The 26013-nt window shown below is 69.8% G+C and carries 20 protein-coding genes; 8 read left to right on the top strand and 12 right to left on the bottom strand.

Annotated features, from left to right (window positions below; genetic code table 11):
* Nucleotides 1-66: 66 nt before the first annotated feature.
* The 6 genes from VET29_RS02095 to VET29_RS02070 form a co-directional block, all read right to left on the bottom strand.
* A complete protein-coding gene (locus VET29_RS02095) occupies nt 67-2217 on the bottom strand; it encodes an ABC transporter ATP-binding protein (RefSeq protein ID WP_324913769.1) in 2151 nt (716 codons plus the stop codon).
* Between the two features lie 22 nt (nt 2218-2239).
* Nucleotides 2240-3352, bottom strand: coding sequence for an ABC transporter permease (locus tag VET29_RS02090; protein ID WP_324913766.1), 1113 nt, complete (start codon nt 3350-3352; stop codon nt 2240-2242).
* Nucleotides 3342-4328, bottom strand: a complete 987-nt coding sequence (locus VET29_RS02085) for an ABC transporter permease (RefSeq protein ID WP_324913764.1) — start codon at nt 4326-4328, stop codon at nt 3342-3344. Before VET29_RS02085 ends, VET29_RS02090 begins: the two co-directional genes overlap by 11 nt.
* A gap of 10 nt (nt 4329-4338) precedes the next feature.
* Nucleotides 4339-6417 carry an ABC transporter substrate-binding protein gene (locus VET29_RS02080; RefSeq protein ID WP_324913762.1) on the bottom strand — a complete coding sequence of 693 codons (2079 nt, stop codon included), beginning with the start codon at nt 6415-6417 and terminating at the stop codon, nt 4339-4341.
* 351 nt (nt 6418-6768) lie between these two features.
* Nucleotides 6769-7980 carry a helix-turn-helix transcriptional regulator gene (locus VET29_RS02075; RefSeq protein ID WP_324913760.1) on the bottom strand — a complete coding sequence of 404 codons (1212 nt, stop codon included), beginning with the start codon at nt 7978-7980 and terminating at the stop codon, nt 6769-6771.
* A 794-nt stretch (nt 7981-8774) separates the two neighbouring features.
* A complete protein-coding gene (locus tag VET29_RS02070) occupies nt 8775-9533 on the bottom strand; it encodes an MBL fold metallo-hydrolase (RefSeq protein WP_324913758.1) in 759 nt (252 codons plus the stop codon).
* Between the two features lie 162 nt (nt 9534-9695).
* Here VET29_RS02070 and VET29_RS02065 point away from each other — a divergent pair, with 162 nt between their 5' ends.
* The 3 genes from VET29_RS02065 to VET29_RS02055 all read left to right on the top strand — a co-directional run bounded on the left by VET29_RS02065 (nt 9696) and on the right by VET29_RS02055 (nt 11572).
* Nucleotides 9696-10298: a hypothetical protein gene (locus VET29_RS02065; protein ID WP_324913869.1), complete on the top strand. Its 603-nt coding sequence runs from the start codon at nt 9696-9698 to the stop codon at nt 10296-10298.
* Nucleotides 10189-10626: a CPBP family intramembrane glutamic endopeptidase gene (locus VET29_RS02060; RefSeq protein WP_324913866.1), complete on the top strand. Its 438-nt coding sequence runs from the start codon at nt 10189-10191 to the stop codon at nt 10624-10626. The genes VET29_RS02065 and VET29_RS02060 overlap by 110 nt, the downstream gene beginning before the upstream one ends.
* Nucleotides 10627-10807: 181 nt before the next feature.
* On the top strand, nt 10808-11572 hold the full coding sequence (locus VET29_RS02055; RefSeq protein ID WP_324913756.1) for a sigma 54 modulation/S30EA ribosomal C-terminal domain-containing protein: 765 nt from the start codon (nt 10808-10810) through the stop codon (nt 11570-11572).
* Between the two features lie 74 nt (nt 11573-11646).
* Here VET29_RS02055 and VET29_RS02050 read toward each other — a convergent pair whose 3' ends face one another.
* Nucleotides 11647-12288 carry a trimeric intracellular cation channel family protein gene (locus tag VET29_RS02050; RefSeq protein WP_324913754.1) on the bottom strand — a complete coding sequence of 214 codons (642 nt, stop codon included), beginning with the start codon at nt 12286-12288 and terminating at the stop codon, nt 11647-11649.
* Nucleotides 12289-12350: 62 nt separating this feature from the next.
* Entirely contained in the window at nt 12351-13247 is an 897-nt protein-coding gene (locus VET29_RS02045; RefSeq protein ID WP_324913864.1) for a LysR family transcriptional regulator, read from the bottom strand.
* A 116-nt stretch (nt 13248-13363) separates the two neighbouring features.
* Here VET29_RS02045 and VET29_RS02040 point away from each other — a divergent pair, with 116 nt between their 5' ends.
* Nucleotides 13364-14203, top strand: a complete 840-nt coding sequence (locus VET29_RS02040) for an oxidoreductase (protein WP_324913752.1) — start codon at nt 13364-13366, stop codon at nt 14201-14203.
* 66 nt (nt 14204-14269) lie between these two features.
* Here the strand turns inward: VET29_RS02040 and VET29_RS02035 are convergent, their stop codons facing one another.
* Both VET29_RS02035 and VET29_RS02030 read right to left on the bottom strand, forming a co-directional pair.
* Nucleotides 14270-16033 (bottom strand): TIGR03767 family metallophosphoesterase, encoded by a 1764-nt coding sequence (locus VET29_RS02035; RefSeq protein WP_324913750.1) that lies wholly within the window; start codon nt 16031-16033, stop codon nt 14270-14272.
* Between the two features lie 71 nt (nt 16034-16104).
* Nucleotides 16105-17586 (bottom strand): MDR family MFS transporter, encoded by a 1482-nt coding sequence (locus VET29_RS02030; RefSeq protein ID WP_324913747.1) that lies wholly within the window; start codon nt 17584-17586, stop codon nt 16105-16107.
* Nucleotides 17587-17674: 88 nt separating this feature from the next.
* On the opposite strand from VET29_RS02030, the gene VET29_RS02025 reads away from it, so the two are divergent.
* Nucleotides 17675-18316, top strand: coding sequence for a TetR/AcrR family transcriptional regulator (locus VET29_RS02025; protein ID WP_324913745.1), 642 nt, complete (start codon nt 17675-17677; stop codon nt 18314-18316).
* A gap of 16 nt (nt 18317-18332) precedes the next feature.
* Here VET29_RS02025 and VET29_RS02020 read toward each other — a convergent pair whose 3' ends face one another.
* Nucleotides 18333-19397: a phospholipase D-like domain-containing protein gene (locus tag VET29_RS02020; protein WP_324913743.1), complete on the bottom strand. Its 1065-nt coding sequence runs from the start codon at nt 19395-19397 to the stop codon at nt 18333-18335.
* A gap of 227 nt (nt 19398-19624) precedes the next feature.
* On the opposite strand from VET29_RS02020, the gene VET29_RS02015 reads away from it, so the two are divergent.
* The 3 genes from VET29_RS02015 to VET29_RS02005 all read left to right on the top strand — a co-directional run bounded on the left by VET29_RS02015 (nt 19625) and on the right by VET29_RS02005 (nt 24420).
* Nucleotides 19625-21592, top strand: coding sequence for an ATP-dependent Clp protease ATP-binding subunit (locus VET29_RS02015; protein WP_324913741.1), 1968 nt, complete (start codon nt 19625-19627; stop codon nt 21590-21592).
* A 69-nt stretch (nt 21593-21661) separates the two neighbouring features.
* Nucleotides 21662-22294, top strand: a complete 633-nt coding sequence (locus tag VET29_RS02010) for a superoxide dismutase (protein ID WP_324913739.1) — start codon at nt 21662-21664, stop codon at nt 22292-22294.
* Between the two features lie 602 nt (nt 22295-22896).
* Nucleotides 22897-24420: a non-reducing end alpha-L-arabinofuranosidase family hydrolase gene (locus tag VET29_RS02005; RefSeq protein ID WP_324913737.1), complete on the top strand. Its 1524-nt coding sequence runs from the start codon at nt 22897-22899 to the stop codon at nt 24418-24420.
* Nucleotides 24421-24565: 145 nt separating this feature from the next.
* Here VET29_RS02005 and VET29_RS02000 read toward each other — a convergent pair whose 3' ends face one another.
* Nucleotides 24566-26005: a carboxylesterase/lipase family protein gene (locus VET29_RS02000; protein WP_324913735.1), complete on the bottom strand. Its 1440-nt coding sequence runs from the start codon at nt 26003-26005 to the stop codon at nt 24566-24568.
* Between the last annotated feature and the right edge of the window lie 8 nt (nt 26006-26013).

Raw genomic sequence — 26013 nt, 5'->3', positions numbered from 1 at the left:
TCAGACAGGTGTCCAGACCCCGGGCCGGCACTGCCGACCCGGGGTCTGGACACGTCGGCGGGTGGCTCAGACCGCTATGCCGCGCAGTTCCAGTTCCTCGGCGCGGTGGCAGCGGACCCGGCGGTTCGGGGTGATCTCGTGCCACACGGGGCGCTCCGTGCGGCACCTTTCGATCGCGAACGGGCAGCGCGGGTGGAAGTAGCAGCCGCTCGGCGGGTTCGTGGGGTCGGCGATCTCGCCGCGCGGCGGGGTGAACGTGAGCCGCGTGGTCGGGTCGGGTCGGGGCACGGCGGCCAGCAGGGTCGCCGTGTACGGGTGTCGTGGGGTGAACAGAACGTCGTCGCGGCTGCCCAGCTCCACCACCTGGCCGACGTACATGACGGCGATCCGGTCGCTGATGTGCTTGACGACGCTGAGGTCGTGCGAGACGAACAGGTAGGTCAGGCCGAGCCGGTCCTGCAGCTCGACCAGCAGGTTGAGGATCTGCGCCTGCACGGAGACGTCCAGCGCCGAGACCGGCTCGTCGGCCACCACCAACCGCGGGTTGAGTGCCAGTGCCCTGGCGATGCCGATGCGTTGCCGCTGCCCGCCGCTGAACGCGTGCGGGAACCGGTGCAGGTACTCCGGGCGCAACCCGACCAGCTCGAGCAGCTTCACGACCTGGTCGACGCGGTCCTGCCTGGTGCCGATCCCGTTGACCTTCAACGGCTCGCCGACGATGTCGAGCACGGTCATCCGCGGGTTCAGCGACGAGTACGGGTCCTGGAACACCATCTGCAGCTCGGCGCGCAGCGGACGCACCTGCTGACGGGACAGCGCCGCCAGGTCCACCACCTCGCCGTCGAGGCGGTGGAACAGGATCTGCCCGGAGTCGGGGTCGAGCGCGCGCAGGATGGCCCGGGCGGCGGTGGTCTTGCCGGATCCGCTCTCCCCGACCAGCGACAGGGTCTCGCCCTGCCGCAGGTCGAACGAGACCTCGTCCACCGCCCGCACCCTGGCCCGCACGCGGCCGAACAGCCTGGAGCGGATCGGGAAGAACTTGGTCAGCCGCCGCACCTGGAGCAGGACCGGATCGTCCTCGCTCGCCGGCGCCACCCGGTCGCCGATCTCCTCGATCGCGTCGATCTCGTCGATCTGGTCGGGCGCGTCGGCGAACCGCGGCACCAGCAGCGGCAGGTCGATCCGGTTCCCCTTGGTGACCCTGTCGTCGTACAGGTGGCAGGTCACCTCGTGGCGCGGGGCGAGCCGGTGGACGTCCGGCTCCACGTTCTCGCACAGCTCGGCGATCGCGTGCCGGCACCTCGGGTTGAACGCGCAGCCGGACGGCCGGTTGAACGGATGCGGCACCGAGCCGCTGATGCTCGGCAACCTCTTGCGTGCCACGGACTGCATGCTCGGGATCGAGTCGAGCAACGCCCGGGTGTAGGGGTGCCGCGGCGCGTTGAAGATCTCCTCGACCGGGCCGCGTTCGACCACCCGGCCCAGGTACACCACCAGCACCTCGTCGGCCATCTCCGCGATCACGCCGAGGTCGTGGGTGATCAGCATGACCGCCATGTCGGTGTCGCGCTTCAGGTCGCGGATCAGCTGGAGGATCTGCGCCTGGGTGGTGACGTCCAGCGCGGTCGTCGGCTCGTCGGCGATCAGCAGCCTCGGCCGGCCCGCCAGCGCCATGGCGATCATCGCGCGCTGGCGCAGGCCGCCGGACAGCTGCCAGGAGTACTCCTTCAACACCCCCTCCGCGCGCGGGATGCCGACCAGCCTGAACAGCTCGACGGCCCGCTCCTCGGCCTGCTGCCTGGACATCGCGCAGTGCAGCCGGACGGCCTCGACGATCTGGTCGCCGACGGTGTGCACCGGGCTGAACGAGCTCATCGGCTCCTGGAACACCAGTCCGATGTCGCCGCCGCGGACCCGCCGGATCTCCGGTCCGTCGGGCGGCAGCTTGGCGAGGTCCACCCAGCCACCCTCGGGGCCCTCGCGCCGCAGCAGGATCTCACCCTCGATGATCCTGCCCGGCGGTGAGACGATGCCGAGCAGTGAGCGGGCCGTGATGCTCTTGCCGCAGCCGCTCTCGCCGACCACGCCGAGCGTCCTCCCGGCGGAGACGTCGAAGCTCACGCCGTCGACGGCACGGGTGGTGCCCTCGTCGGCGAGGAAGTGCGTCTTCAGGTTGCGTACCGAGACCAGGGTGGTGTCGTCCGGAACCGGTGCCACGCTCGCCGGCTCGGGTAAGTGTCTAGAGGTCATAAGGATCCGCCGCATCTCGCAGGCCGTCGCCGAGGAAGTTGAACGCGAGGATCACCACGACCACCGGGATGACCGGAACCAGCATCCACGGTGAGAGCGCGACGGCCTGCACGTTCTGAGCTTGTTGGAGCATCACGCCCCAGGAGATCGAGGGAGGTCGCAGTCCGAGCCCGAGGAAGCTCAGCGACGTCTCCGCGACGATCATCAGGGGCAGCGCGAGTGTCGTCGCCGCGATGATGTGGCTCGCGAACAGCGGCACCATGTGCACGAAGATCACCCGCCGGGGGCGGCTGCCCACCAGCTCCGCCGCGGTCACGAAGTCCTCGCGGCGGATCTGCATCATCCGCCCGCGGACCACTCGGCCGAGCTCGGTCCAGCCGATGACCGACAGGATGACCGTGAGCGCGAAGTAGACCTGGGTGACGCTCCAGTCCTTCGGCATCGCCGCGGCCAGCCCCATCCACAGCGGGATGACCGGGATGGACCGCAGCACCTCGATGACGCGCTGGATGACGGTGTCGACCACACCGCCGTAGTAGCCCGAGATCCCGCCGAGCGTCACCCCGAACACGATGCTCAGCGCCACCCCGGTCAGGCCGATCAGCATCGAGGTGCGGGTGGCGAGGACCAGCCGGGAGTAGATGTCCCGACCCTGCTGGTCCGTGCCGAGCAGGAACAGCGACCGCTCGGCCGGGGTGCCCTCCGTGCCGATCAGATGGATGTCGGTGGTGAACAGGCCGAGGAACTTGTACTCGTAGCCGTGCGCGAAGAGCCGGACCGGGATCCGCCTGGTGGGGTCGACGGCGTAGGAACGCTGCAACGTGTCCGGATCGCGCTGCCCCACCACCGCGTAGACGTGTGGCGACAGCGAGGCGCCCTCGAACAGGTGCACGGCCTGCGGGGGCATCAGCGACCGCTGGCCCTCGGACGCCTGCGGGTCCGAAGTGGACAGGAAGTCGCCGAAGAGCGCCACGAAGTAGAAGAACAACACGATGATGGCGCCGGCCATCGCCAGCCGGTGCTTGCGGAACCGCCACCAGATCAGCTGGCGCTGGCTCGCGACGGAGATCCGTTCCTCGTCGACGACGGCGTCACGTGGCATGACGGATCCTCGGGTCCAACCACATGAGCACGAGGTCGGAGACCAGCGTGCCGATCACGGTCATCACCCCCAGCAGCAACACGATCGCGCCGGCCAGGAACATGTCCTGGGCCTGGAGCGCCCGCAACAGCAGTGGCCCGACCGTCGGCAGGCTGAGCACGATCGACACCACGATGGAGCCGGACACCATCTGGGGGAAGAGGAACCCGATGGAGCTGGCGAACGGGTTGAGCGCGACCCGAACCGGATACTTGGTGACGACGCGGCGTTCGGGAAGCCCCTTGGCCCGCGCCGTGATGACGTAGGGCTTCCTGAGCTCGTCGAGCAGGTTGGCGCGCATGATGCGGATCAGCTGCGCGGCGCCCGCCGTGCCGAGTACGATCGCCGGGATCACCAGATGTTTCAGCAGATCCCATGCCTTGGCGAAGCTCCACCCCGCGTTCTCGTACGGCGCGGAGAACAGGCCGCCGACGTCGGTGCCGAACACGGCGAACCCGATGTACATGAGAACGAGCGCCAGCAGGAAGTTCGGCACCGCGAGACCGAGGAAGCCGAGGAACGTCAGCGTGTAGTCGCCGATGGAGTAGCGCCGGACGGCGGAGTACACACCGATCGGCAGCGCCACCGCCCAGGTGAAGATGATCGCGGCGACGGAGACCACCATGCTGAGCACCAGCCGGTCGCCGATCACGTCGGCCACCGGCCGGTTCCAGTCGAAGGACATGCCGAACTCGCCGCGGACGACCCCGCCGATCCAGTCGAAGTACTGGACGAAGATCGGCTGGTCCAAACCGTACTCGGCACGCAACCGCTCCGCTTCGTAGACGGCGGAGGAGTTTCCGCTGTCGGCGAGCTCGGTCATGTGCGTCGTGACGAAGTCCCCCTGCGGGAGCTGGATGATGAGGAAGCTCAGCACCGACACCGCCCAGACCGTGAACAGTCCGAGCGCGAGCCGCCTGCCGACGTAGCTCAGCACGGCGTCACCGTCACTCGTAGTAGAACGTGATCGGATAGGTGTTGTTCATGCTCTTCATCTGCAACGAGTTCACGACCCTGGCCGGCACGTTGCGCAACCGGTTGTTGGTCAGGTAGACGCCGTTGACCGCGAGACCGAACCCGGCGATGCCGATCGACCACACCTGGTCGGCGTGCATCATGTAGAGCTTCTTGCCCATGCGCACCCGCTCGTCGTCGTCCGGTTCGGACAGCCCCTTCGCGTAGAGCGCCATCGCGTCCTTGAGGAGCTTGAGCGAGTCCGGTGGCTCGGTGCCCTGCTTTCCCCCGGAGGCGAACCACTTGGCGTAGGGGATGCCGATCATCCCGGGGTAGTTGTTGGTGACCGTCGGCAGGAACGTGTCGGCCTTGAGGAACGGGTCGTCGGTGCCGACGGACTGGCCGGACAGCATCAGCTGGTTGGCCGTGGCTCGCTGGGTGAGCAGGTTGGCCTCGGCGGACGCGACGTTGACGTCGATGCCGATCCGCTGCCACTGCCGCTTGACCATCTCGCCGATCCCGATGAAGTCGGCGATGCTCGGAAACGCCTGGTAGTCGAGGATGATCCGGCCGGCGCCGTCCTTTCGCATGCGATAGCCGGCACTGTCCTTCGTGGTCAGTCCGATCCGGTCGAGCAGCTTGTTGGCCTTCGCCGGGTCGTGCGTCGCCCACTTGGTGTGCCACTCCGGGCCCGGGTCGTAGATGCTGCCCCTGGCGGCCATCGTCGCCGTCGGCGTACAGGTGCCGAGGAAGAACGCCTCGTTGATCTGGCCCCGGTCGATGCCCAGCGACAGCGCCCGGCGGAACTCGACGGTGCGGATCAGCTCACCGAGCTCGTGGTCGGTGTCGTAGGCCAGGTTCAGCCGGATGCCACAGTCCACTTCGGTGTTCGGCGCCCGGTGGATCTTGTACGAGCCGCGCTTCTCGTTCTTGATGAGCACGGGCAGGTTCGTCACGACGAGGTGGCGGTCCTGCACGTCGTACTCGCCCGCGGCCGCACGCAACGCGAGCACCTCGGTGTTCTCCACGTTGCCCATCGTGATCCGGCCGATGTACGGGAGCTGGTTTCCCTTGTCGTCCACCCAGATGCTGTACGGGTTCGGTCCGAACTCCCACGGCGGGTTGTTGATCGGACGGGTGAGCACCCACGGCGTGACCGTCGGCAGCTTCGGGTTCTGGTGCCAGGAGGCCAGACTGCGGAAGTGCGCCGCCCATCCCTTGAACCCGGCGTCGGTGGCGAGCTTGTTGGCCGCGTCCACCGAGGTGTACTTGGGATGGAACTGCGAAAGGTAGTGTTTGGGCAGGAACCCGCCCCCGCCGAGATGCGCGTTGGCGGCCATTCCGGCCAGATCGGTCCACCCGGCGAGCCGTTCGGGCAGTGTCGGGTTGGGTGTCTTGGACACATAGCGCACGGTGAGGTCGTCGACCTTCTCCAGCTCGACCTCCACACCGCCGATCCGCATCGACGACGAGCCGCTGCCGAGCTCGGGGGACAGACTGACGTCCTCGCGCCAGAACAGGAGATCGTCCGCGGTGAACGGACTGCCGTCCGACCACCGCATCCCCTTGCGCAGGTGCAGGGTGAGGACCCGGTCGTTGTCGCTCAGCTCGTACGCGGCGGCGACGTTGGGCACTACCTTCTCGAACCGGAAGTCCCAGTACAGCAGGCTGTCCGGTCCGGAACAGAACCGCACGGCGTTCTGGAAGTCGCCCTGTCCGACGAAGCCGCGGCGAATCTCGCCGCCGTAGCCGCCGGCCGAGTGGACCGGCTTGAGCACCAGCGGCGCGGACCCGACGCGCTCGGCGACCGGTGGCAGCTTTCCTTCCGACACGAGCTTGGCGAACTCGGGCGCTTCCCGGAACTTCTTGGGCATCCGCGCCGGATCGGTGACCAGCTGGGCGCCCTCGATGGCGGGCAGGCCCGCCTGTGCCGCACCACCGCGGCCGCCGGCGGCGGCCGTGTCCGTCGACACTACCGGTGTCGACGAACACGCGCCGAGTAACCAGGTGCCGCCGCTCGCCAGAACGGCATCGCGCAGAAAACGCCGTCGCGTGTAATCGCTGCCGGTCATTACCTGACCTTTCCTCACATCGGGCGAAGTCGGGAAGCGGAGTCCCACACAGGTCGCATTGGTTCGGTGCGCTGATCGCGCGAAACCGGTCTTTTCCGTTCGGCCCCGACCAAAAGAAACACCGTGCACACGCTTACCGAGCGACGAGCCGCCGATCGTCCCTTTCACCCGTGTAAACGGTTGCCAACCAGCTAAATCCCCCTGAGATGATCGGCAGGACCGAATATAGACGACACACCTAGGAGCAGCCGCCACGAGCCGTGGTACGCCCAAGCACCACCACGTGTGGCACCGTCCCCCCGAGTGTCACCCGGCCGATGTAGACCCGCGCCGAACCACGACGCGACCCTCCTAGTGGCTCAGCACACCCATCCGGTCGGCGAGCGGACGAAGTTCCGAGCGGGTCAGCGAGTTCTCCCTGCGGAGCTGCTCACACACGACGGCCCGACTCTCCACGTTCAACCGCAGCTCCTCGGCCGACTCCCGCTCGGCCCTCTGCAACATGTGCACCGCGGCGACATCCTCGCCTCGTATGCTGTATGCCCTGGCCAGCTCGACGAAGTAGGAGAACCGCCGCTCCACACTGGGCAGCCCGCTGACCTCGCAGTGCTGCGCCGCGCGGATCGCCTCGCCCGGCTTGGACAGTTCAACAGCGAGCCACACCCGGTAGATGCCGACGTTCGTCGGCCCGAACACCGTGCGGAAGTCGTTGCGCTCGCCCACCTTCGCGGCGACCTGCTCGGCTGTCTCCAACGCCCTCGCGGCGCCGTGCTCATCCCCCATCCGGGCGAACTGCGTGGCGCGCAACAGGTGCAGGGCGCCGTAGACGCTCATCCGTTGCGGCGTCGCGTCGGCCAGTGTCGGCTCCAGCATGGCCGCGGCGTCGGCCGCGAGCTCGGCCACCACCTCGGTGTGCCCCTGTCCGGTGAGGATCATGCCCACGTTCCACGCCGCGGCCGCGCGGTAGTCCAGGTCGTCCGCCTTGATGGCCGCGGCCATCGCGCGGTCGGCGGACAGCATCGACACGTCGTGCGCGCCGACCCGCGTGGTGAACGCCCTGGTGAGGAAGTACAGCATGGACGCGGTACGCAACAGCTCGCCGCGTTCCGGCCCGTCGACCAGCGGGATGGTCGCCCGCGTCTCGGTGATCAACCCGGGCAGCATCATGCCGACCTGTTGGAACGGCCTGCGCTCCTGCCAGATGTCCCAGGCGGTCTCCACCGCGGTGCACAGCTGACGCACGTTGGGCTCGTCGGTCAGCCGCGGGTTGAACGACACCATCGCCGCGCGGATCGCGGGCACCGTGTCGTGCTCCCCCGGACCTTCCGGCATCTCGCCGACCGGCAGTCCGGTCAGGTTGTACAGGTCGCGCACCCGCAGGATCCTGGCGATCTCGATCCAGTCCGAGAACGACGCGACCTGCCGCTCCCCCGACTCCCACTTGCGCCACGCCGACACCGTGCAGCCCTTCAGCTGCGCACACTGTTCCTGGGTCAGCCCCATCCGTCTGCGGAATAATCGAATTCGCTCACCTGGCGGTAAACCGGCCTCTGTCGTCGTCATGTCGCACCTCGCTGCACAGTGAGTACGCCCATGTTATGTTTTCCCGCCCGTCCGGCGTAACCGCGCGCCGGAGACCGGCAAGCCCGCGCGGCCGCCGCGTCGGGGCCCGTACCGGCACGGACTCCGCGGGGGAGCGGCTTCACCACCGGGAACCGGGTCCGGTCCGTCCGGGCAGGAATCATGATCGCCGTGGTAGGCGGATAGAATTTCGATAGTGCGGCGGATTGTTGTAGTCGACAGGATCCGCCGGTCGTAGTATGACTGGTGTTACGACTGGCCGAAGCAGCTGAATATGGTAGCGGCGCTCTGACCTACCCGACTCGGACTCCATACCCATCAGGGGCAACCCTGCTGGTCCGGGGGCGACGGTAGCCCGAATAGGGTAACCGGCTCGAATCAACCCAGTATCTCTGCACTAGGAGTGGACGCGGTGAATCCCAGACGGAGACCGACTCCCGATGAAGTAGCGTTCACGAACACCTATCGTCAGCTGCACAAACGAGATGGACTCTCGTGGGCGAACAGCCTGGCGGGCGCGGCCTTGGGGGTTCCGGTGGACGCGAATACTGTATACCCCAACAAGGAGAATGACCCGCCTGACGCGAAAGAGATTGAGCAGGCAACTACCTAATTGATTAGGCAACTACTATCGGGCCTTCCGTCAATTTGGGCACGGGGATTTTCGGCCTGCCACACCCGCGTCGAGGAACTGTCCGGTTGAACCACTCTGGCTCCGGTCGCGCCCGGACAGTCCGGCCTCGATCGCCGGCGCACCGGTGGCGATGGCGCCCGAGTCATCCGGCCGAGTGCCGGGCCTGCGCCTGGTTCGACTGGTGGGGGCCGGAAAGCCAGTCCTGATCCAGCCGCGCGTCGACCGGTTCCACGCCGCGCCGCAGCGCGTCGAGGTAGGCACGGTCGGCGGCGAGACGGGCCGCCACCTCGGGACCCTCGGCGACCGCACCATGGCCGGGAACCAGGACATCGACGTGCCGGGCACCCTCAGCCAGCCGGTCGAGCGCCGAATCGTAGGCATCCACCTGCCCCGGGCGGCGAGCGTCGAGGAGCGGGATCAGGACGTCGGAGAGCATGTCCCCGGCGAGCAGGACACCACGATCCGCGAGCAGGACCGCGGCGTGACCGACGGCGTGCGCGTCGTGCTCGACGATCTCACCCGGCACCGGTCCCCCGTCCGCGGGCAGCGGGGTGAGGAGCCCGACCAGTTCGAGGGGGACGCCCGACGCGCTCTCCGCCGCCATCCGTTGTGCCCGTTCCCGGGCCTCCCCGGCAACCTGCGCACAGGCGGCCGTGGCGTAGCGCGGCACGTCACCGAACCGGGAGTGCCAGAGCAGATGGTCCCAGTGCGGGTGGGTGGCGAACCCGGCCACCACCGGAACCCCGAGCCGGTCCACGTCATCGGCGAGCCCGCTCAGCTCCGAACCGCCGATACCGGGATCGACCAGGACCAGCCCACCCTCCCCCCGCACCACGATCGCATTGCTCCAGACCCACTCGCTCTGCCGAACCCACACACCATCGGCCACCTGACGCAACATCGGCCCACTATGTCAGGCCTCTCCGACACGGGCGGCTCGGCGGGTTCAGGCTGATCAGGTGCGCCGTCGTGGCGGGTGTGTGAACCGTGGCTGTTGCCAACCCGCCAGGCCTGGACTGCCGGAGCGTCGCGGCGGCCGCCGATCCGGGGAGAACCACCGGCGATGGTCAACGCCCGCGACGATCGGGTGGTCGATGCCGTGGCGCCAGTGTTGGGCGGTAGGGCTGGCCTCACCTGTTTTCCGGGGCTCTGCCGGAGCGAACATGATGGGCGGCGCGGTCATCATCGACGCTGTCTGAGCGCGCATTCGAGGGAGACGGACGTGGGCGCTGCACCTGTCGACGGAACCGGCGTCGCCGTTCGCCAGTATTCCCGCGCGGCGGTCCTGGGCATCTGGCTGGCGGCGGCGGTGCCGATGGGAGTACTTGCCTGGAAGGTGACCCCGGCCGTGGCCGGTCGTGGCGCCACCGAAGCGCGGTTCACGGTGACCCTGATCGCTGCCCTGACCGGTGGGGTGATCTGGCAGTGTGTGCTGGTGCTGGTACTGGTCGCCCGCGAACAGCGAACCCCGCGCCGGCCCGTGGTGCGTGGCGCGTTGTGGCTCACACCGCCATCAGACTCGACCGGGCGGCGCGGCGGCCGGTTGTGGTTGTGGGCTGTGCCGTTCATCCTCGGCTTCGCCGTGCTTCAACTCATCCCGTTCGGTCTGTCCGGACCGTCCAGTCACGACTTCGGCAAAGTTCCTCACCTCGGCCGGCGGCCATGACACCCTGCACGGCAACTGGTGGCTGTTCGCCCTGATCCTGATCTTGTTCCTGTTCAACACCGTGCTCGGTGAGGAACTGCTCTCCCGCGGGCTGCTGCTGCCCCGGATGCGGGGCGCCTTCGGCAGAGCAGACTGGATCGTCAACGGTGCCCTCATGGGCCTCTACCACCTGCACCAACCATGGTCCATCCCCTCGGGCGTGCTGGCCGGCGTCTTCCTCTTCGCCTATCCAACCCGACGCTTCCGATCCGCATGGATGGGAATCATCGTGCACTCCGCCCAGAGCATCACCTTCGCCGCGATCACCCTCACCATTGTCATCTCGTAACCCGATTGACCGCGTTCCGCGTGTTTCGCCCGCATCCGCTTCCGCCGCGGCGCCTGCCCACCGGACGGTGGCACAACCGCGGACGTACCACGGCCCGGCTCGCTCGCGTTACGGAAGGCTCTGGTCGACCGGGACCTTCGTCCCTGTGCCGGCCCGGCCGGCCCGGTTGAAAATCTCCCCCATGTTCGACGGTGTGGTGGTGCAGACCGTGGGGGAGATCGTGGACGGTGCACGCGAGTACGCGCGCCGGCAGGTCACCGACGTCGTGCAGCGACTCCAGTCTCGGCTTCCCGCGCGGTCACAGGTGCGGTCCGCCCGGGTCAAACTCACCGTGGCAACGCGGTCGAGCGGGCGCTGTCCGGTGCTCGCGCAGGCGAACCTGGACATCGGCGAGGCCCTCATCCGCGCGCAGGTGGCCGCGGCGTTCGTGCACGAGGCCAGCCAGTCGCTGCGGGCGCGGCTGGCCGAGCAGGTGGCGCGGCTGACCAACCCGGACCAACCCCGCCCGTGGCCCACGGCGAGACGGGCACCGGAACCGGTGGCCGTCCCGGCGGGCGCACGCAGGATCGTGCGTCACAAGTCCTACCCGTTGGCCCGCACCACGCCGGACCGCGCGGCGCTGACGATGGATGTCATGGACTACGACTGCCACCTGTTCGTCGACGCCGGCAGCGGGCAGGACAGCCTCATCTATCGCGTCGGCCCCACCGGGTACCGGCTCTCCCGCATGCGGCCCCTCCCGCCTCCACCCGCTTCGGTGACACCGCTGACGATCGACCCGCGTCCGACGCCGGAGCTCACCGCCGAGGAGGCGGTGGCGCGGCTGGACGCGACGGAGATGCCCTACCGGTTCTTCCGCGACCGGACCTCCGGCCGGGGCACGGTGTTGTACCGGCGCCACGACGGCCACTACGGGTTGATCACGCCGACCACGGGTGGCCGATGAGCCACACCTGGGACACACAGTTGCGCCCCACCGGGTAACCCGTTCACGGTTCCGGGACGCACTTCCGGTCGGGCTCAGCGGTCCTCCGGCACGCCGGGCGGACGCGGCGCGTTGAGCCCGAGGATGACGCCGAGCATCCGGATGGCGAAGCAGATCGCGGCCGCACCCAGCGCGGCGGGCAGGCCGTAGATGCCGACCTGGACGGCCAGCACCGTGAGCGCGGCGGCGGTCAGGGCCGGGATCGCGTACAGGTTGCTGTGCAGCACCGAGGGAACCTGCCGCACGAGAGTGTCGCGGATCGTGCCCCCGCCGACCCCGGTCACGGCGCCCAGGATGATCGCCGGCCCCACCCCGAGACCGAACGCGACGGCCTTGCTGGCGCCGATCACCGCGAAGACGCTCAACCCGACCGCGTCCAGCACGTTGATCGGCAGCTCCAGCCGGTCCAGCCGCTGGCTGAGCGCGAACGCCAGCAGCCCACCGCCGATGGCCAACGCCAGGTAGCGCCAGTCACGGAAGGCGGCCGGCGGCACGTCACCGATCAGGACGTCACGGATGATGCCCCCACCCAGCGCGGTGATCACCCCGAGCGTGACCACCCCGACGATGTCGAGCCGGACGGCCCGGACCGCCGTCAGCGCGCCGTTGAGTCCGAACGCGAAGGTGCCGATGAGATCCAGCACCAGCAACAACAATGGCTGCTCGGTCGTCGTCATGGCGGCCTGTCTACCCCTCGCCCGCCGCGCGGCGGGCCGGCCGTGCCGAGTGCGGCTCGATGTCAGCCCCAGCGGGTGAGGTCGGGGGCGACGGCGAGGCCGGCGGCGAGGTCGAGCAGGTTGCGCAGTACCGGTTCGTCGCGGCCCGGCAGCCACGCGACGACGGTCTCGGCCTGGTCGCCGGCCAGCGGAACGAACACCACGCCGGTGCGGCGGATGCTGCTCGCCGAGTGGGCGAGGCGGGTCACGCCGACGCCGGCGGCGACGAGGCCGAGCAGGTTCGAAACCCCGCCGGCCCGCTGGACGACCCTCGGCGTGAAGCCGGCGGCGGTGAAGTCCCGGTCGTACTTCTCGTGCCATGGCGGCCACGACTCCCGCGGGGTGAGTACCCAGTCCTCGCCGGCCAGGTCGGCGAGGCGGAGCTGGGTCCGGGTGGCGAGCGGGTGTCCGGCTGGCAGTACCGCGCACACCGGTTCCGTGGCCAGCGTCCGGGTGGCCAGGTCGGCGACCAGGGGTGGCCGGGTGAACGCCGCGTCGAACCGCCCGTCTCGCAGCCCGGCGACCAGCTCGCCGATCTGCTCGTTGTGGGTCGTGACCTCGATGCCGGGGAGGCGTTCCCGCAGGGCGCGCACCACCGGCGGCAGCATGTAGTTGGCCGTGGAGGCGAGAAACGCCAGGTCGAGGTGGCCGATCTCGCCGCGGCCGGCGCGCTGCACGACGGCGACGGCGTCGTCGGCACTGGCGAGGACGGCGCGCGCCGCCGGCAGGAACTCCTGTCCCGCGCCGGTGAGACGGGTGCCGCGAGTGTCGCGGTCGAACAGCCGGACCCCGAGACCGCGTTCGAGCGCGCCGATCTGCTGCGACAGCGACTGCTGGGCGAGGTGCAGATGCCTGGCGGCACGGCTGAAGCCGAGGTGCTCGGCGACAGCGACGAAGTACCGCAGCTGACGCAGCTCCATGGTCACAGCCTCAGACTGTAACCGCGGGAGAAAGCCTGTGTTGGCCTGGTCCCGACGTGATCGGTCAGGGTGGGGGCACTGCTCACGAGGGACGCGGAACGGAAGTGCGAGCGACGATGACAGGGACTGGCCGGGTGTGGTTGATCACCGGTTGTTCGGCGGGGTTCGGTCGGGAGCTGGCGCTGGCGGCGTTGGCCGCCGGCGACCGGGTGATGGCGACCGCCCGGCGGCCGCACCAGCTCGCCGAGCTCGTCGCGGCGGGCGGAGAGCGGGTGCGGACCGCGCCGTTGGACGTCACCGACCCGGAGCAGGTGTCCGCCGCGGTCGCGCGGACGCTCGCCGAGTTCGGCCGGGTGGACGTGGCGGTCAACAACGCCGGGCACGGCAGCGTCGGCGCCGTCGAGGAGCTCGAACTCGCGGACCTGCGGGCACTGATGGACGTCATGTTCTTCGGTGCCGTCGCGGTGACCAAGGCCGTCCTGCCGCACCTGCGCGCACAGGGCGGCGGGGCGATCGTCCAGATCAGCTCGATGGGCGGCCAGCTGAGCATGCCGGGCTTCGGGGCGTACTGCGCGGCGAAGTTCGCGCTGGAAGGTCTGTCCGAAGCACTCGCCGCGGAGGTCGCGCCGTTCGGCATCCGGGTGTTGATCGCGGAGCCCGGGGCGTTCCGCACCGGGTTCGGCGGGGAGCGGATGCACCGGTCGCGGACCATCGACGCGTACGCGGTCTCGACCGGCACGACCCGCGCCGCGGTGGACGCCATGGACGGCACCCAGCCGGGCGACCCGCGCAAGGCGGCCCAGGCCGTGCTGACGGTCCTCGACAGCCCCGACCCGCCGCTGCGACTGGCGATGGGCAACGACGCCGTCGACAGCATCGCCGCCCATCACGAGCTGCTGCGCGCCGACCTGACCCGTTGGGAGAAGCTCAGCCGCTCCCTGGAGCTGGAGCACTGAGCCCTACTCTCGCGGCCGGTGGGTCGTCGAGCCACCGGCGTCTCGACGCCCTTTGCCGACCGGCGGCTAGGCCGCGCCGACGCGGAACGGGGACGGCAGGAGCAACTCGACGTTGCGGTCCGCGACCGCGCCTCGGCGGCCGTCCTCGCCCGGGACGGGGCGGGCGCGGGACTGCCAGTCGTTGCCGGCCAGTTCGCGGGCCAGTGCGGCGAGTGCCGTCGGGGAGTCGAGCCGGCCGCCGCTCGTGGCCGGGGCGGCCATGTCCAGGATCGTCGCGAAGATCGACAGGGTGCCGTCGGCGTTGTCGACCAGTTCGAGGACTCGGGACTGTTGCGGCCAGTCGATGTGTGCCGCGGTGTTGACCTCCCAGAAACCGCCGCCGCCAGGTGCTCGGTGCGGCAGCACGGTGTTGCGGTGCGTGTGGCCGTTCACCCACAGCACGACGTTCGGGAAGCGCAGCAGCAGGTCGCGGACGCCGGCGCCGTCGACGCGGCCCGGCTCGCCGACGACGTTGTCCATCGAGCCGATGGTGTGGTGGCTGAACACGACGAAGAGCCGGTCCCGGCACCGGCGGCCCGACGCGTCGCGGTAGCGGCTGCTGCCGGCGGTCAGCTCACGCTCGAGCCAGGCGTACTGCGCGGCGTCGATCGAGCCCTCGGAGCCGCCGTTGGGGTTGACCGTGTCGAGCACGATGCCACGCACCACACCCTGGTCGAACGCGTAGTAGGCGTTGCCGGTCGCCAGGTTCCAGCGGCCGAAGCCGTGTCCCCTCGGCGAGGACGTCGTGGTGAAGTGTTCGCGGATGGTCTCGACCCGGCTGACGAACCGCCGGTCCGGGTCGGGCGTGACGGTGCGCACCGGGCCGGACAACAGGGTGGCGATACCGCGGGGATCCAGCGTCTGAAGCTGCTGTGCGAGCGTGATGATGTCGGTCCCCGGCGGCAGGCCGACGATCTTGCGGTCGCCGACCGCCAGCGGCGCCAGCGCGGGGATCGGCGGCAGGTTGCCCTGGATCAGACCGTCGTGGTTGCCGTACGCGGTGAGCCACGGCATGTCCAGGCCGGCGGCGCGGAACGGGCGGCGTGCCGCGTCGAGCAGGCCGGGCACGACGGGGAAGCCGAACCGCGCACGCGGCAGGTCGTCGGCCTGCCCCGCCGGCGTGCCGTCCGGGTGCCAGTAGCGGACGTCGTAGGCCGCGTGGTCGGCGACGCCCTCGTACCGCGTCAGGTCACCGGAGTCCGGTCGCACGCGCCGGCCGTCGAGCAGGTCGATGTACCACCGCAGCTCGTTGTGCTGGACGTTGTCCACGTTGTCGCCGGTGGCGATGGTGAACGACAGCCGCCGCCCCGTGGCAGGGCCACGGCCGACCCGGTTGACCGCGCGCACCATCGCGTCGCTGATCTGAGCGGACAGGAACTCGTGCGCGCGGTAGGACGACTCGAACGGCAACAGCCCGGCGAACGGCGAGTCGGGATCGTTGTACCGGTCGAGGAACTCCACCCTGGCCGGCGACTGGGTGTCCATCGCGTGGATGTCGGTGAGCTGGCCGAACGCGAGCAGCGCGCGGCCTCGTCCCTGGTGTCCGCCGTGGCGGTCGGCCTTGGTGACCAGCAGCTCGTCCCGCACCAGGTGCGGTTCGCCCGCCCCGCTCACGATCGGCCGGTAGCCACCCGCGCCGGGTGTCCCGAGCAGGAGCGTCCGGTCCAGGGTGGTGTGCTCCGGATGTGGTCGCCGGGGGTCCGCGTACGCCGTCCCGGCCAGCCCACCCGTCGCCGCCACGGCGGCCCCGAGCGCGCCCGCACGCAGAGCATCCCGTCGATTCAGCACCATTGCCCACTCCGCCCGGACAGGAGTCACGAATGCCGAGCATTGAACGCCCCGGAAGGGCGCCCGGTCAACGATCACCGGCCGGTTCCCGAGACGGCCGCCTGCTCCGTCTCGGCGGGCGCCGGGCGCGCGGCCGCGGCCGCGGCGGCCCGGACCTGGTTGCGTCCCGGCAGCCATGCGCACAGCGCGGTCGCGACGAGCGAGAACCCCGTCGCCCACCAGAACGCGACGTGGAAGCCCGACACGACCGCGCCCGTCCCGGTGCCGGCGATGGACTGCTCCAGGATGACGGCGAGCACGGCGGTGCCGAACGATCCGCCGAGCTGCTGGGCGGTCCGCGTCAGGACGCTCGAGTGCGCGATCTGCGCACGGTCGAGTCCGACGTAGGAGGCGGTGATGACCGGCATGGTGACGGCGCCGAGCCCGACGCCGCGGATCAGCAGCCACAGCGCGAGCAGCCAGCCGTTGCTCGTCGCGTCGACGGAGGCGAACGGCACGGTCGCGGCCGCGACGACGAGGAACCCGACCACGGCGATCGAGCGAGCCCCGATCCGGTCGGTGAGCGGTCCGGCGACCTGACGGCTGAGCAGTGTCCCGATCCCCTGCGGCACGAGCATGAGCCCGGCGGTCAGCGCGCTCACGCCGCGGATCTCCTGGTAGTACAGCGGCAGCAGCAGCATCGCCCCGTACAGCGAGAAGCCCGACAGGAACAGCACCGAGGACGAGGACCCGACCGAGCGCGCCGCGAGCAGCCGGAGGTCCACGAGCGGGTCGCGGCGACGCAGCGCGTAGACCGTGAAGGCGGTGAGGAAGGCGACGCCGACGGCGAGCGGCGCGATGACCCCGGGGTGGTCGAACCCGTCCGCGGAGCCGGCGTTCGAGAGCCCGAGGATCACCGTCGCGATGCCCGGGGTGAGCAGCACGAGCCCCCACACGTCGAGCCGGGGCCGCGCGGCGGAGGCGGCCGGCCTGTCGTCCGCCAGGTGGCGGCCCGCGAGGATCAGGCCGGCGACGCAGAACGGCACGTTGACCCAGAACATGAAGCGCCAGCTCAGGTCGGTGATGATCGCGCCGCCGAGCAGCGGTCCGAGGATCGGCCCGAGCAGTGCGGGTAGCGCCACCCAGGTCGTCGTGCGGCCGAGCGCGCGCCCACCCGCCGCCTGCATGATGAGCGTCGTCATCACCGGCAGCATCAGGCCACCGCCGAGCCCCTGCACGACGCGCCAGGCGATGAGCGACCCCGCGTCCCACGCGAGACTCGAGCCGACCGAGCCGGCGAGGAACACCGTGAGGGCGAACATCCAGACCCGTTTGCCGCCGAAGCGGGCGAGCGCCCAGATGCTGAGCGGCACCGCCACGCCGAGCGCGAGCAGGTAGCCGGTGGTCACCCACTGGACCGTCGAGACCGGCACGTGGAGGCTCGTCGCCAGCCGATGCAGCGCGACGCTGACGATCGTCGTGTCGAAGACGACCGCCATCCCCCCGACGACCAGGATCAGCGCCGTTCTGACCACCTTCGGGTCGACCCTGTCGCCCGCCTGTGTGTCCGTGGCCATCACACCCCCCTTAAGAGTTGGATCCATTCCTTAACGTCGAGAGTAGGAGCCCTGGCGAAGGAATGCAAACGTCTCTTATCCTGGAGGTATGGTGAGCGAGCGGACCGGGCCCGCGACGACGGCGTCCGACGCGGTCAGACGTCGGCGCCGGGGGGCCGAGCTCGAACACGCGCTCCTCACCGCGGCGTGGGAGGAACTGGCGACGGTCGGCTTCGCGAAGCTGACCATGGAGTCGGTCGCGGACCGCGCGAAGACCGGGGTCGCGGTGCTGTACCGCCGCTGGACGAACAAGAACGACCTCGTGCTCGCCACCATCCGCCACTACGGCGACACTCATCCGGTCGTGATCCCGGACACCGGCGACCTGCGCGAGGACATGCTCGCGCTGCTGGAGAACCTCAACGCCGGCCGGACCGAGTTCGCGACACTCGTCGGCGCGACGTTGACGGGCCTCCACGACAGTGCCGGTATCACCCCGGAGGACGTCCGCCGCATCGTGCTCGGCGACAGCGCCCCGTGGCGGTCCGGCGCGGTGTTCCGCCGGGCGCACGAGCGCGGCGAGATCGACCTCACGCGGATCCCGCAGGACGTGCTCGACCTGCCGTTCCAGCTCGTGCGCCACGACATCCTCATGACCCTGCGGCCGGTCTCCCCCGAGCGGATCCGGTCGATCGTCGACAACATCTTCTGGCCGCTCGTCATGGGACCGACCGCCCCGGCGAGGACCTGACGGGGCGAAACGGAGATCAGGACGCGGCGGCCCGCAGTGCCCAGAAGTTCGACCGGTACTGGTCGTGGATCGGCGCGGACTGGATCCGCACCATCGCCTCGTCGTTCTCCCGCAACGCGGCGTTGGTGTAGTTGTGGCTGCCGGTCACGACCCACTTGGTGTCCTTCTGACCGGCGTAGGTGCCCTCGATCAGCATGTACTTCGAGTGGACGATGTAGGTGCCGTCGTCGATCTGGTACAGCACGATCCGGTCGTGTCCGCTGAGGTGGCCCTTGCTGCCGGCGTCCATGGTCGTGTACACGACCTCGATCCAGCACTTGTCGTCGGCGAGCGCGCGCAGCCGCCGGGCGATGTCGTCCCGGCTGAAGTACCACATGGCGATGCGGATGATCGTGCGCCCGGTTTCCGTGCCGGTGGACGTGTTCCCCTCACAGGTGACGTTGTCCGTCAGCATGTTGTAGATCGTGTCGGTCGACTCGTTGGTGCCCGCACGGGGGAAGAAGTACGCCTTCGTGTTGCCGGCGGAGACGGTCCGGTAGTAGTCGTTGTTCTTCGCCTTGGCCGCCAAGTCGTTGAAGTAGGACAGATATCCGTTGTACAGGGCGGTGTTGCCCACCATCGTGACCGCGTTGTTCCAGTACGAGTTGGTGTTGCTCCTGTTCAGGTTCGCCGAGGACTGCACGACCACGTTCGTCGAGCCGGACGTGTTGGAGAACAGGAAGAACTTGTTGTGCATGATCGGCGTGCCCTGGCTGCCGATGCACGCGGCGTCCTTAGTGCAGAGGGTCACCCTGCTGCCGAGCGCCTGGATCACCGTCGTCGCCGGGCCGGTGGTGGACGTCGAGTAGTCCATCACCATCCGCACGTCCACGCCGCGGTCCTTCGCCGCGACGATGTCACTCGCGACGGCCGCGTCGTCGAAGTGGTAGATCGCGATGCGGATGCTCGAACCCGCGGCGGCGCCCTGGATCAGCGACCGGATGTGGTCGGCGATCACCCGCTGCTTCGCCGGCACCGTCGGGTCGTTGAAGATCGCCCCCGAGGTCACCGCCGCGGAGGCGGCCGACACCGGCGCGACCAACGCGATAAGCGTAAGGATGGAAACAAACATGACTCGAAGCTTCATGGTGAATTCCTCCCTGTCGGCTGGACCGTACCGCGCCAGACCGGGAGGAGTCACGCAAACCAACGTTTCCCGATTCGGGCCGGAGCGTTCCGCTCGACGCCCACCTGCCACGAGGTTGCGCCGGCCCTCCGGACGAGGAGGATTGGTCGTACCGCTGTCCACGGCGGGAAGGTGGCGGGCGAATGGCTGACGACTTCTTCGGTTTCGGGTCCAATCCGCTGGAGGATCTCGTGGGCCGGCTGTTCGCCGGCCTCGGCGCCCCCGGCTCGGAGACCCGCCGGGCGGAGCGCTTCGGGCGCGACCTGACGGCCGCCGCCAGGGACGGGGCGCTGGACCCGGTGGTGGGCCGGGACGACGTGATCGACGAGATCATCGAGGTGCTGTCGCGCCGCACCAAGAACAACCCCGTCCTGGTCGGGGACCCGGGCGTGGGCAAGACCGCCATCGTCGAGGGCATCGCGGCGCGGATCGCGAGCGACGACGTGCCACCCACGCTGAGCGGCCGCCGCCTGATCTCCGTCGACCTCGCGGCCATGGTGGCCGGCTCGAAGTACCGCGGGGAGTTCGAGGAACGCCTGCAGAGCGTCATCGACGAGGTCACCGCGACCAACCGGATGGTCATGCTGTTCATCGACGAGCTACACACCGTGATCGGCGCGGGCAGCGCGGAAGGGGCGGTGATGGACGCCGCGAACATCCTCAAGCCCGCGTTGACCAGCGGACGGTTGCAGGTCATCGGCGCCACCACCGTCGAGGACTACCAGCGACACATCGCGAAGGACGCCGCGCTGGAGCGGCGGTTCCAGCCCGTGGTCGTGGACGAGCCGTCGGCGCGGGAGGCCGTGGCGATGCTCGAGGGCCTGCGCGCGCGGTACGAACAGCACCACGTCGTCCGCATCGCCGACGAGGCCGTGGTGGCGGCCGTCGAGCTGTCGGCGCGGTATGTCACCGAGAGGTTCCTGCCGGACAAGGCGATCGACCTCATGGACCGGGCGAGCGCGCGGGCGCGGCTGCGGCAGAAGTCCGCGGCGCCGGACATCGCCGCGCTCGAGGACAGGGTCCGCCGGCTGACACAGGAGGACGACGAGCGGCTCGCCGAGGCCGTCGCGGAGTTGGACGCCGCCCGGGCGGTCCTGGCGACCGCACCGGAGGTGGGGGCGAACGACGTCGCGGAGGTCGTGTCCCGCAGCACCGGCATCCCGGTAGCACAGCTCACCGAGAGCGAACGACACCGGCTGCTGCACCTGGAGGAACAGCTCCACCGGCGGATCGTCGGGCAGGACGAGGCGGTCGAGGCCGTGGCCGACGCCGTGCGGCGGAGCCGGGCGGGGCTCAAACACCCGCGACGGCCGATCGGGTCGTTCCTGTTCCTCGGCCCGACCGGGGTGGGCAAGACGGAGGTCGCGCGGGCGCTCGCCGAGGCGCTGTACGGCTCGGCGGACCGGCTGATCCGGTTCGACATGAGCGAGTTCGCCCAGGAACACACGGTCACGCGGTTGACCGGAGCACCACCCGGCTACGCGGGCTACGAGGAGGGCGGCCGGCTCACCGGCGCCGTCCGCCGCACCCCGTACTCGGTGGTGCTGCTGGACGAGGTCGAGAAGGCCCACCCGGAGGTCTTCAACACGCTGCTCCAGGTGCTGGACGCCGGACGGCTGACCGACGCGCACGGACGCACCGCCGACTTCGCCAACACGGTGATCATCATGACGAGCAACATCGGCGCCGACCAACTGCTGGCCGCCGCGATGTCCGACGTCCCCGTCGAGCAGGTGCGCGACCCGTTGCTGGCCGCCGTCGGCCGCCACTTCCGGCCCGAGTTCCTGAACCGGCTCGACGAGATCATCCTGTTCCGCGGCCTGGACGCCGAGCAGCTGCGCCGGATCACCGCACTGCTGCTGGAGGACACCCGCGACCGCCTGCGCGAACAGGCCATCACCCTGGAGGTCGACGAGCAGGCCCTGTCCTGGCTGGCCACGAGCGGCTACGTCCCGGAGTACGGCGCCCGCCCCCTGCGCCGGACCATAGCGAGGGAGGTCGACCGCCGGCTCTCCCACGCGCTGCTGTCGGGTGAGCTACACGGCGGGCAGCACGTCGTCGTCGGCATCGCGGAGAACGTACCCGTGCTGACCATCACCGACCGGGGTTAGCGTCCAGCGACACTATCGAGGCATACTGGCTGTTGCACATCATTGGCAACTGGGGAGTATGTTCGCTCCATGACCGTTCAGTACGTGCTCCCGGACATGCCCTACGACTACGGCGCGCTCGAACCCGCGATCACCGGGGAGATCCTGGAGCTCCACCACAGCAAGCACCACGCCGCGTACGTGAAGGGCGCCAACGACACGCTCGAACGGCTGGCCGAGACCCGCGAGAAGGAGGACTTCTCCGGACTCGTCGGCCTCGAGAAGACCTTCGCGTTCAACCTGTCCGGTCACGTGCTGCACACGATCTTCTGGGACAACCTCTCCCCCGACGGCGGCGACCGCCCCGACGGCGAGCTTGCCGCGGCCATCGACGAGCACTTCGGGTCGTTCGAGGCGTTCAGCAAGCAGCTGTCCAGCGCCACCGCGACCGTGCAGGGCTCCGGGTGGGGCGTACTCGCCTGGGAGCCACTGTCCCAGCGGCTCGTCGTGGAGCAGGTGTACGACCACCACGGCAACGTCGGCATGAACACCACCCCGGTCCTGGTGTTCGACGCCTGGGAGCACGCCTACTACCTGCAGTACCGCAACGTCCGCCCCGACTACGTCCAGAAGCTGTGGAACCTGGTCAACTGGACCGACGTCACCCGCCGCTTCGACGCGGCCCGCGCCGGCGACGCCGGGCTCGCGGCCCCGGCCAGGTAGCCGCAAACCCTCGGACCCGGCAGGTTGGCGCTCCGACAAAGTACCGGACCTGCCGAAAAGGAGATGCCCTCGCTACATGTGCGCGAGGGCATCTTCCTCTTTGTGGGGGCCGGTTTCCCGGCCGCGACCGCCGAGTGACCCGCCTGGTGGGCCCGCCCGTCGGCTCGGTCACCTGACGCGGACGGCTCGAAACTTCCGGCCGTCGGTGCCGCGCCATTGGTCGCCGGCGCTGTTCACTTGGGAATATTGTGAGCGCTCCCAGTTACCTCTTGAAGGTTCGGAAACAATCTGGCAACCTCATGAGGCGGCGACGTTAACCAATCCTTTCAATGCCTATTTGACACGACGTTCTGCGGCCGTGAATGTTAGCGCTAACATAGTTGGCGCCGTCACGGTGATTCGCTGTTGCCTCGGCAAGGAGCAGTCATGGGATCCACCGTGAGTCCGAGCAGGACCGCCGACGTGGCCGGCGCGTCGGACTGGTCGCCGTCCTCGCGGTCACCCTCATGGCCAACGCCGCGGCCGGTCCGGGAACGCGGATCCGGTCTCCCTGTTACGCATCTCGGGCCTCGTGCGGCCCTGACACCGTAAGGAGAACCACCATGAGTTCGATGGGCCAGGCCCCACCGACCGTGCCACCCAGGGCGGCACCCCACCGTAGCGGTCGAGTCCGGCGCGGTGGGGCACGCGTGCTGGCCACCCTGCTCGGGACCGTCCTCGCGGCCAGCGCGGCGGTCGCGCTCGACACCAGTGCGGCGTCGGCGGCGACGGTCGACACGAGTGCGTGGTATGTGCTGGTCAACCGCAACAGCGGGAAGGCGCTGGACGTCTCCAACACGTCCACCGCCGACGGCGCGGTGGTCAACCAGTGGTCCCGTCACGACGGAGCCAACCAGCAGTGGCAGTTCGTGGACTCCGGCAACGGCTTCTACCGGCTGAAGTCGAAGAACTCCGGCAAGGTCCTGGACATCGGCAACCGGTCGACCGCCGACGGCGCGCGGGTCCAGCAGTGGACGGACCTCAACGGCACCAACCAGCAGTTCCGGCTCGCCGACTCCGACAGCGGCTACGTCAGGCTGATCAACGGCAACAGCGGCAAGGCCGTCGAGGTGCAGAACGCGTCGACCGCGGACGGCGCGGCCGTCGTCCAGTACAGCGACTGGAACGGGACCAACCAGCAGTGGCAGCTCGTCCGCCTGGACGACGCCCCGCCCAGCGCGTGCACCCTTCCGTCGACGTACCGCTGGTCGTCCACGGGATCGCTGGCGAACCCGCGGCAGGGGTGGGTCTCGCTCAAGGACTTCACCCACGTCGTCTACAACGGCAGGCACCTGGTCTACGCGACGACGCACGACACGGGCTCGAGCTGGGGCTCGATGAACTTCAGCACCTTCACGAACTGGTCCGACATGGCGTCGGCCAGCCAGAACGGGATGAGCTCCGGCACCGTCGCACCCACGCTGCTCTACTTCGCCCCGAGGAACATCTGGGTGCTCGCCTACCAGTGGGGTCCGACCGCGTTCAGCTACAAGACGTCGAGCGACCCGACCAACCCGAATGGATGGTCGTCGGCGCAGCCGCTGTTCACCGGGAGCATCTCCGGCTCCGGCACGGGACCCATCGACCAGACACTCATCGGCGACGGCACGAACATGTACCTGTTCTTCGCCGGCGACAACGGGAAGATCTACCGTGCCAGCATGCCCATCGGGAACTTCCCGGGCAGCTTCGGCTCGTCGTACACGCAGATCATGAGCGACTCGACGAACAACCTGTTCGAAGCGGTCGAGGTCTACAAGGTCCAGGGCCAGAACCAGTACCTGATGATCGTCGAGGCGATCGGGAGCAACGGACGCTACTTCCGCTCGTTCACGTCCAGCAGCCTGGGCGGTTCGTGGACCCCGCAGGCCGCCTCCGAGGGCAACCCCTTCGCCGGCAAGGCGAACAGCGGCGCGACCTGGACCAACGACATCAGTCACGGCGACCTGATCCGCAGCAACCCCGACCAGACCAAGACCATCGATCCCTGCAACCTGCAGTTCCTCTACCAGGGTCGTAGCCCCAGCTCCGGCGGCGACTACGGCCTCCTGCCCTACCGGCCGGGCGTGCTGACGCTGCAACGCTGATCGCCCGACGCGGGTACGGGCCGGCGCCCTCACCGGGTTGGGGGCGCCGGCCCCGTGCTTCCCCCGGGCGGCCTCGACGGGCCTTGGGGCGTGGTCGGTTGCTGGAGTGTGGCGACCGACCGCGCCCCTGGCCGGCGAGTGGCGCTCAGCCGCCGATGGCCTGTGCGGAGGGCCGTCGCGGGTCGTACGGGGGCCAGCCCGGGTTCCCGGTGCCGGCGAACGCAACCCAGGCGGCGTGCACCCCGGCCGCGAGGCCGGGCGGGGTGGGGTCGGGGCCGAGTAGGCCGGTGTCGCCGTGCAGCCACGGTTGTTCGGCGCTGTCGAACACGAACGGCAGCTCGACGGTGTGAGCGGCGCCGAGCCGGCCGGCCAGCGCCGTCGAACGGTACCCGAAGGAGTAGACGTGGGTGTGGCCGCCCGAGATCCGTGCGTGGGCCCGCGCCATGCGCATCGTCCCGGCGCCGAACAGGGCCTCCCCAAGCACATCGGAGCGTAGCTCGCCCGGTGTCGCGGCCGGCCGTACCGCGCGATGCGCGGCGACCGCGGTCCTCGGGTCCGCGTGCACCCGGGCGGCGGTGGCGAGCACGTCCGCCTCGGTGGACGACTCCAGGCCGCCCTGCGGCACGAGGTAGAGGTGGCCCTCTTCGGTGTTGGTACCGATGAGGAGGTCGACGTCGGCGGCCGGGCCGTCGGTGAGCGCGTCGGCGGGCTGGACCGGGAGTACCAGGCCGAACGGGCTGAGGCCGGCCAGCGGGTCCGTGGCGGTGCTCGTGCGCAGGTCGAGGCCGGCCAGCGCGGGCAGGATCGCCAGGAAGCGTTCGTCCGGGATCGCGGCGAACGCCTCGGCGGTCGGTTCGACGCCCAGCGCGGTGGCCGCCGCGGCGGTGACCCGTCGCGCCTGTTCCGGGGTGAAGGCGCCGGTGCCGCTGCCGCTCTGCATGATCGCCCGCCGGAACAGGCCGTCGGCCGCCGGTGTCGCGAGCAGCGCGCCGATGAGCGTGGCGCCGGCGGACTGGCCGAAGACCGTGACCTTCTCCGGGTCACCGCCGAACACCGCGATCGTGGCGCGCACCCAGGTGAGTGCGGCGAGCACGTCGAGCAGCCCGCGGTTGGCCGGCGCACCCGCCAGGTCGAGGAAACCGGGCACGCCGAGGCGGTAGTTCACCGTGACGAGGACGACGCCGTCGCGGGCGAACGCACTGCCGTCGTAGAGCGCGGCGCGGGTCGAGCCGGTGACGAACCCGCCGCCGTGCACGAAGACCATGACGGGCCGCCGGCCGCGGCCGGCGGCGGGCGTGCGGACGTCGACGGTCAGGTACTCCTCGCCCCGCACCCAGCCCGGCCCGAAGTAGGGGACCATGTCGAGCCGGCCGAAGTCACGGGCCGGCTGGGGAGCCGTGGGCGAGGGCCGCGTGCCGTCGCGGACGCCGGACCAGCCAGGATGCGGCGCGGGCGGGGCGAAACGGCGGGCGCCGGCCGGCGCCGCCGCGTAGGGGATGGCACGGTAGTGCTCGCCGGCCGCGGTGTGGACGCCGCGCACGGCGCCCGCCGGGGTCTCGACGACCGGATCTGCCTGCTGGGACACCGAAACGC

The organism is Actinophytocola sp. (assembly GCF_035634895.1).
Classification (GTDB): Bacteria; Actinomycetota; Actinomycetes; order Mycobacteriales; family Pseudonocardiaceae; genus Actinophytocola.
Note: the sequence above shows the minus strand (reverse complement) of the source record. Positions and strands in the feature narration are given on the sequence as shown.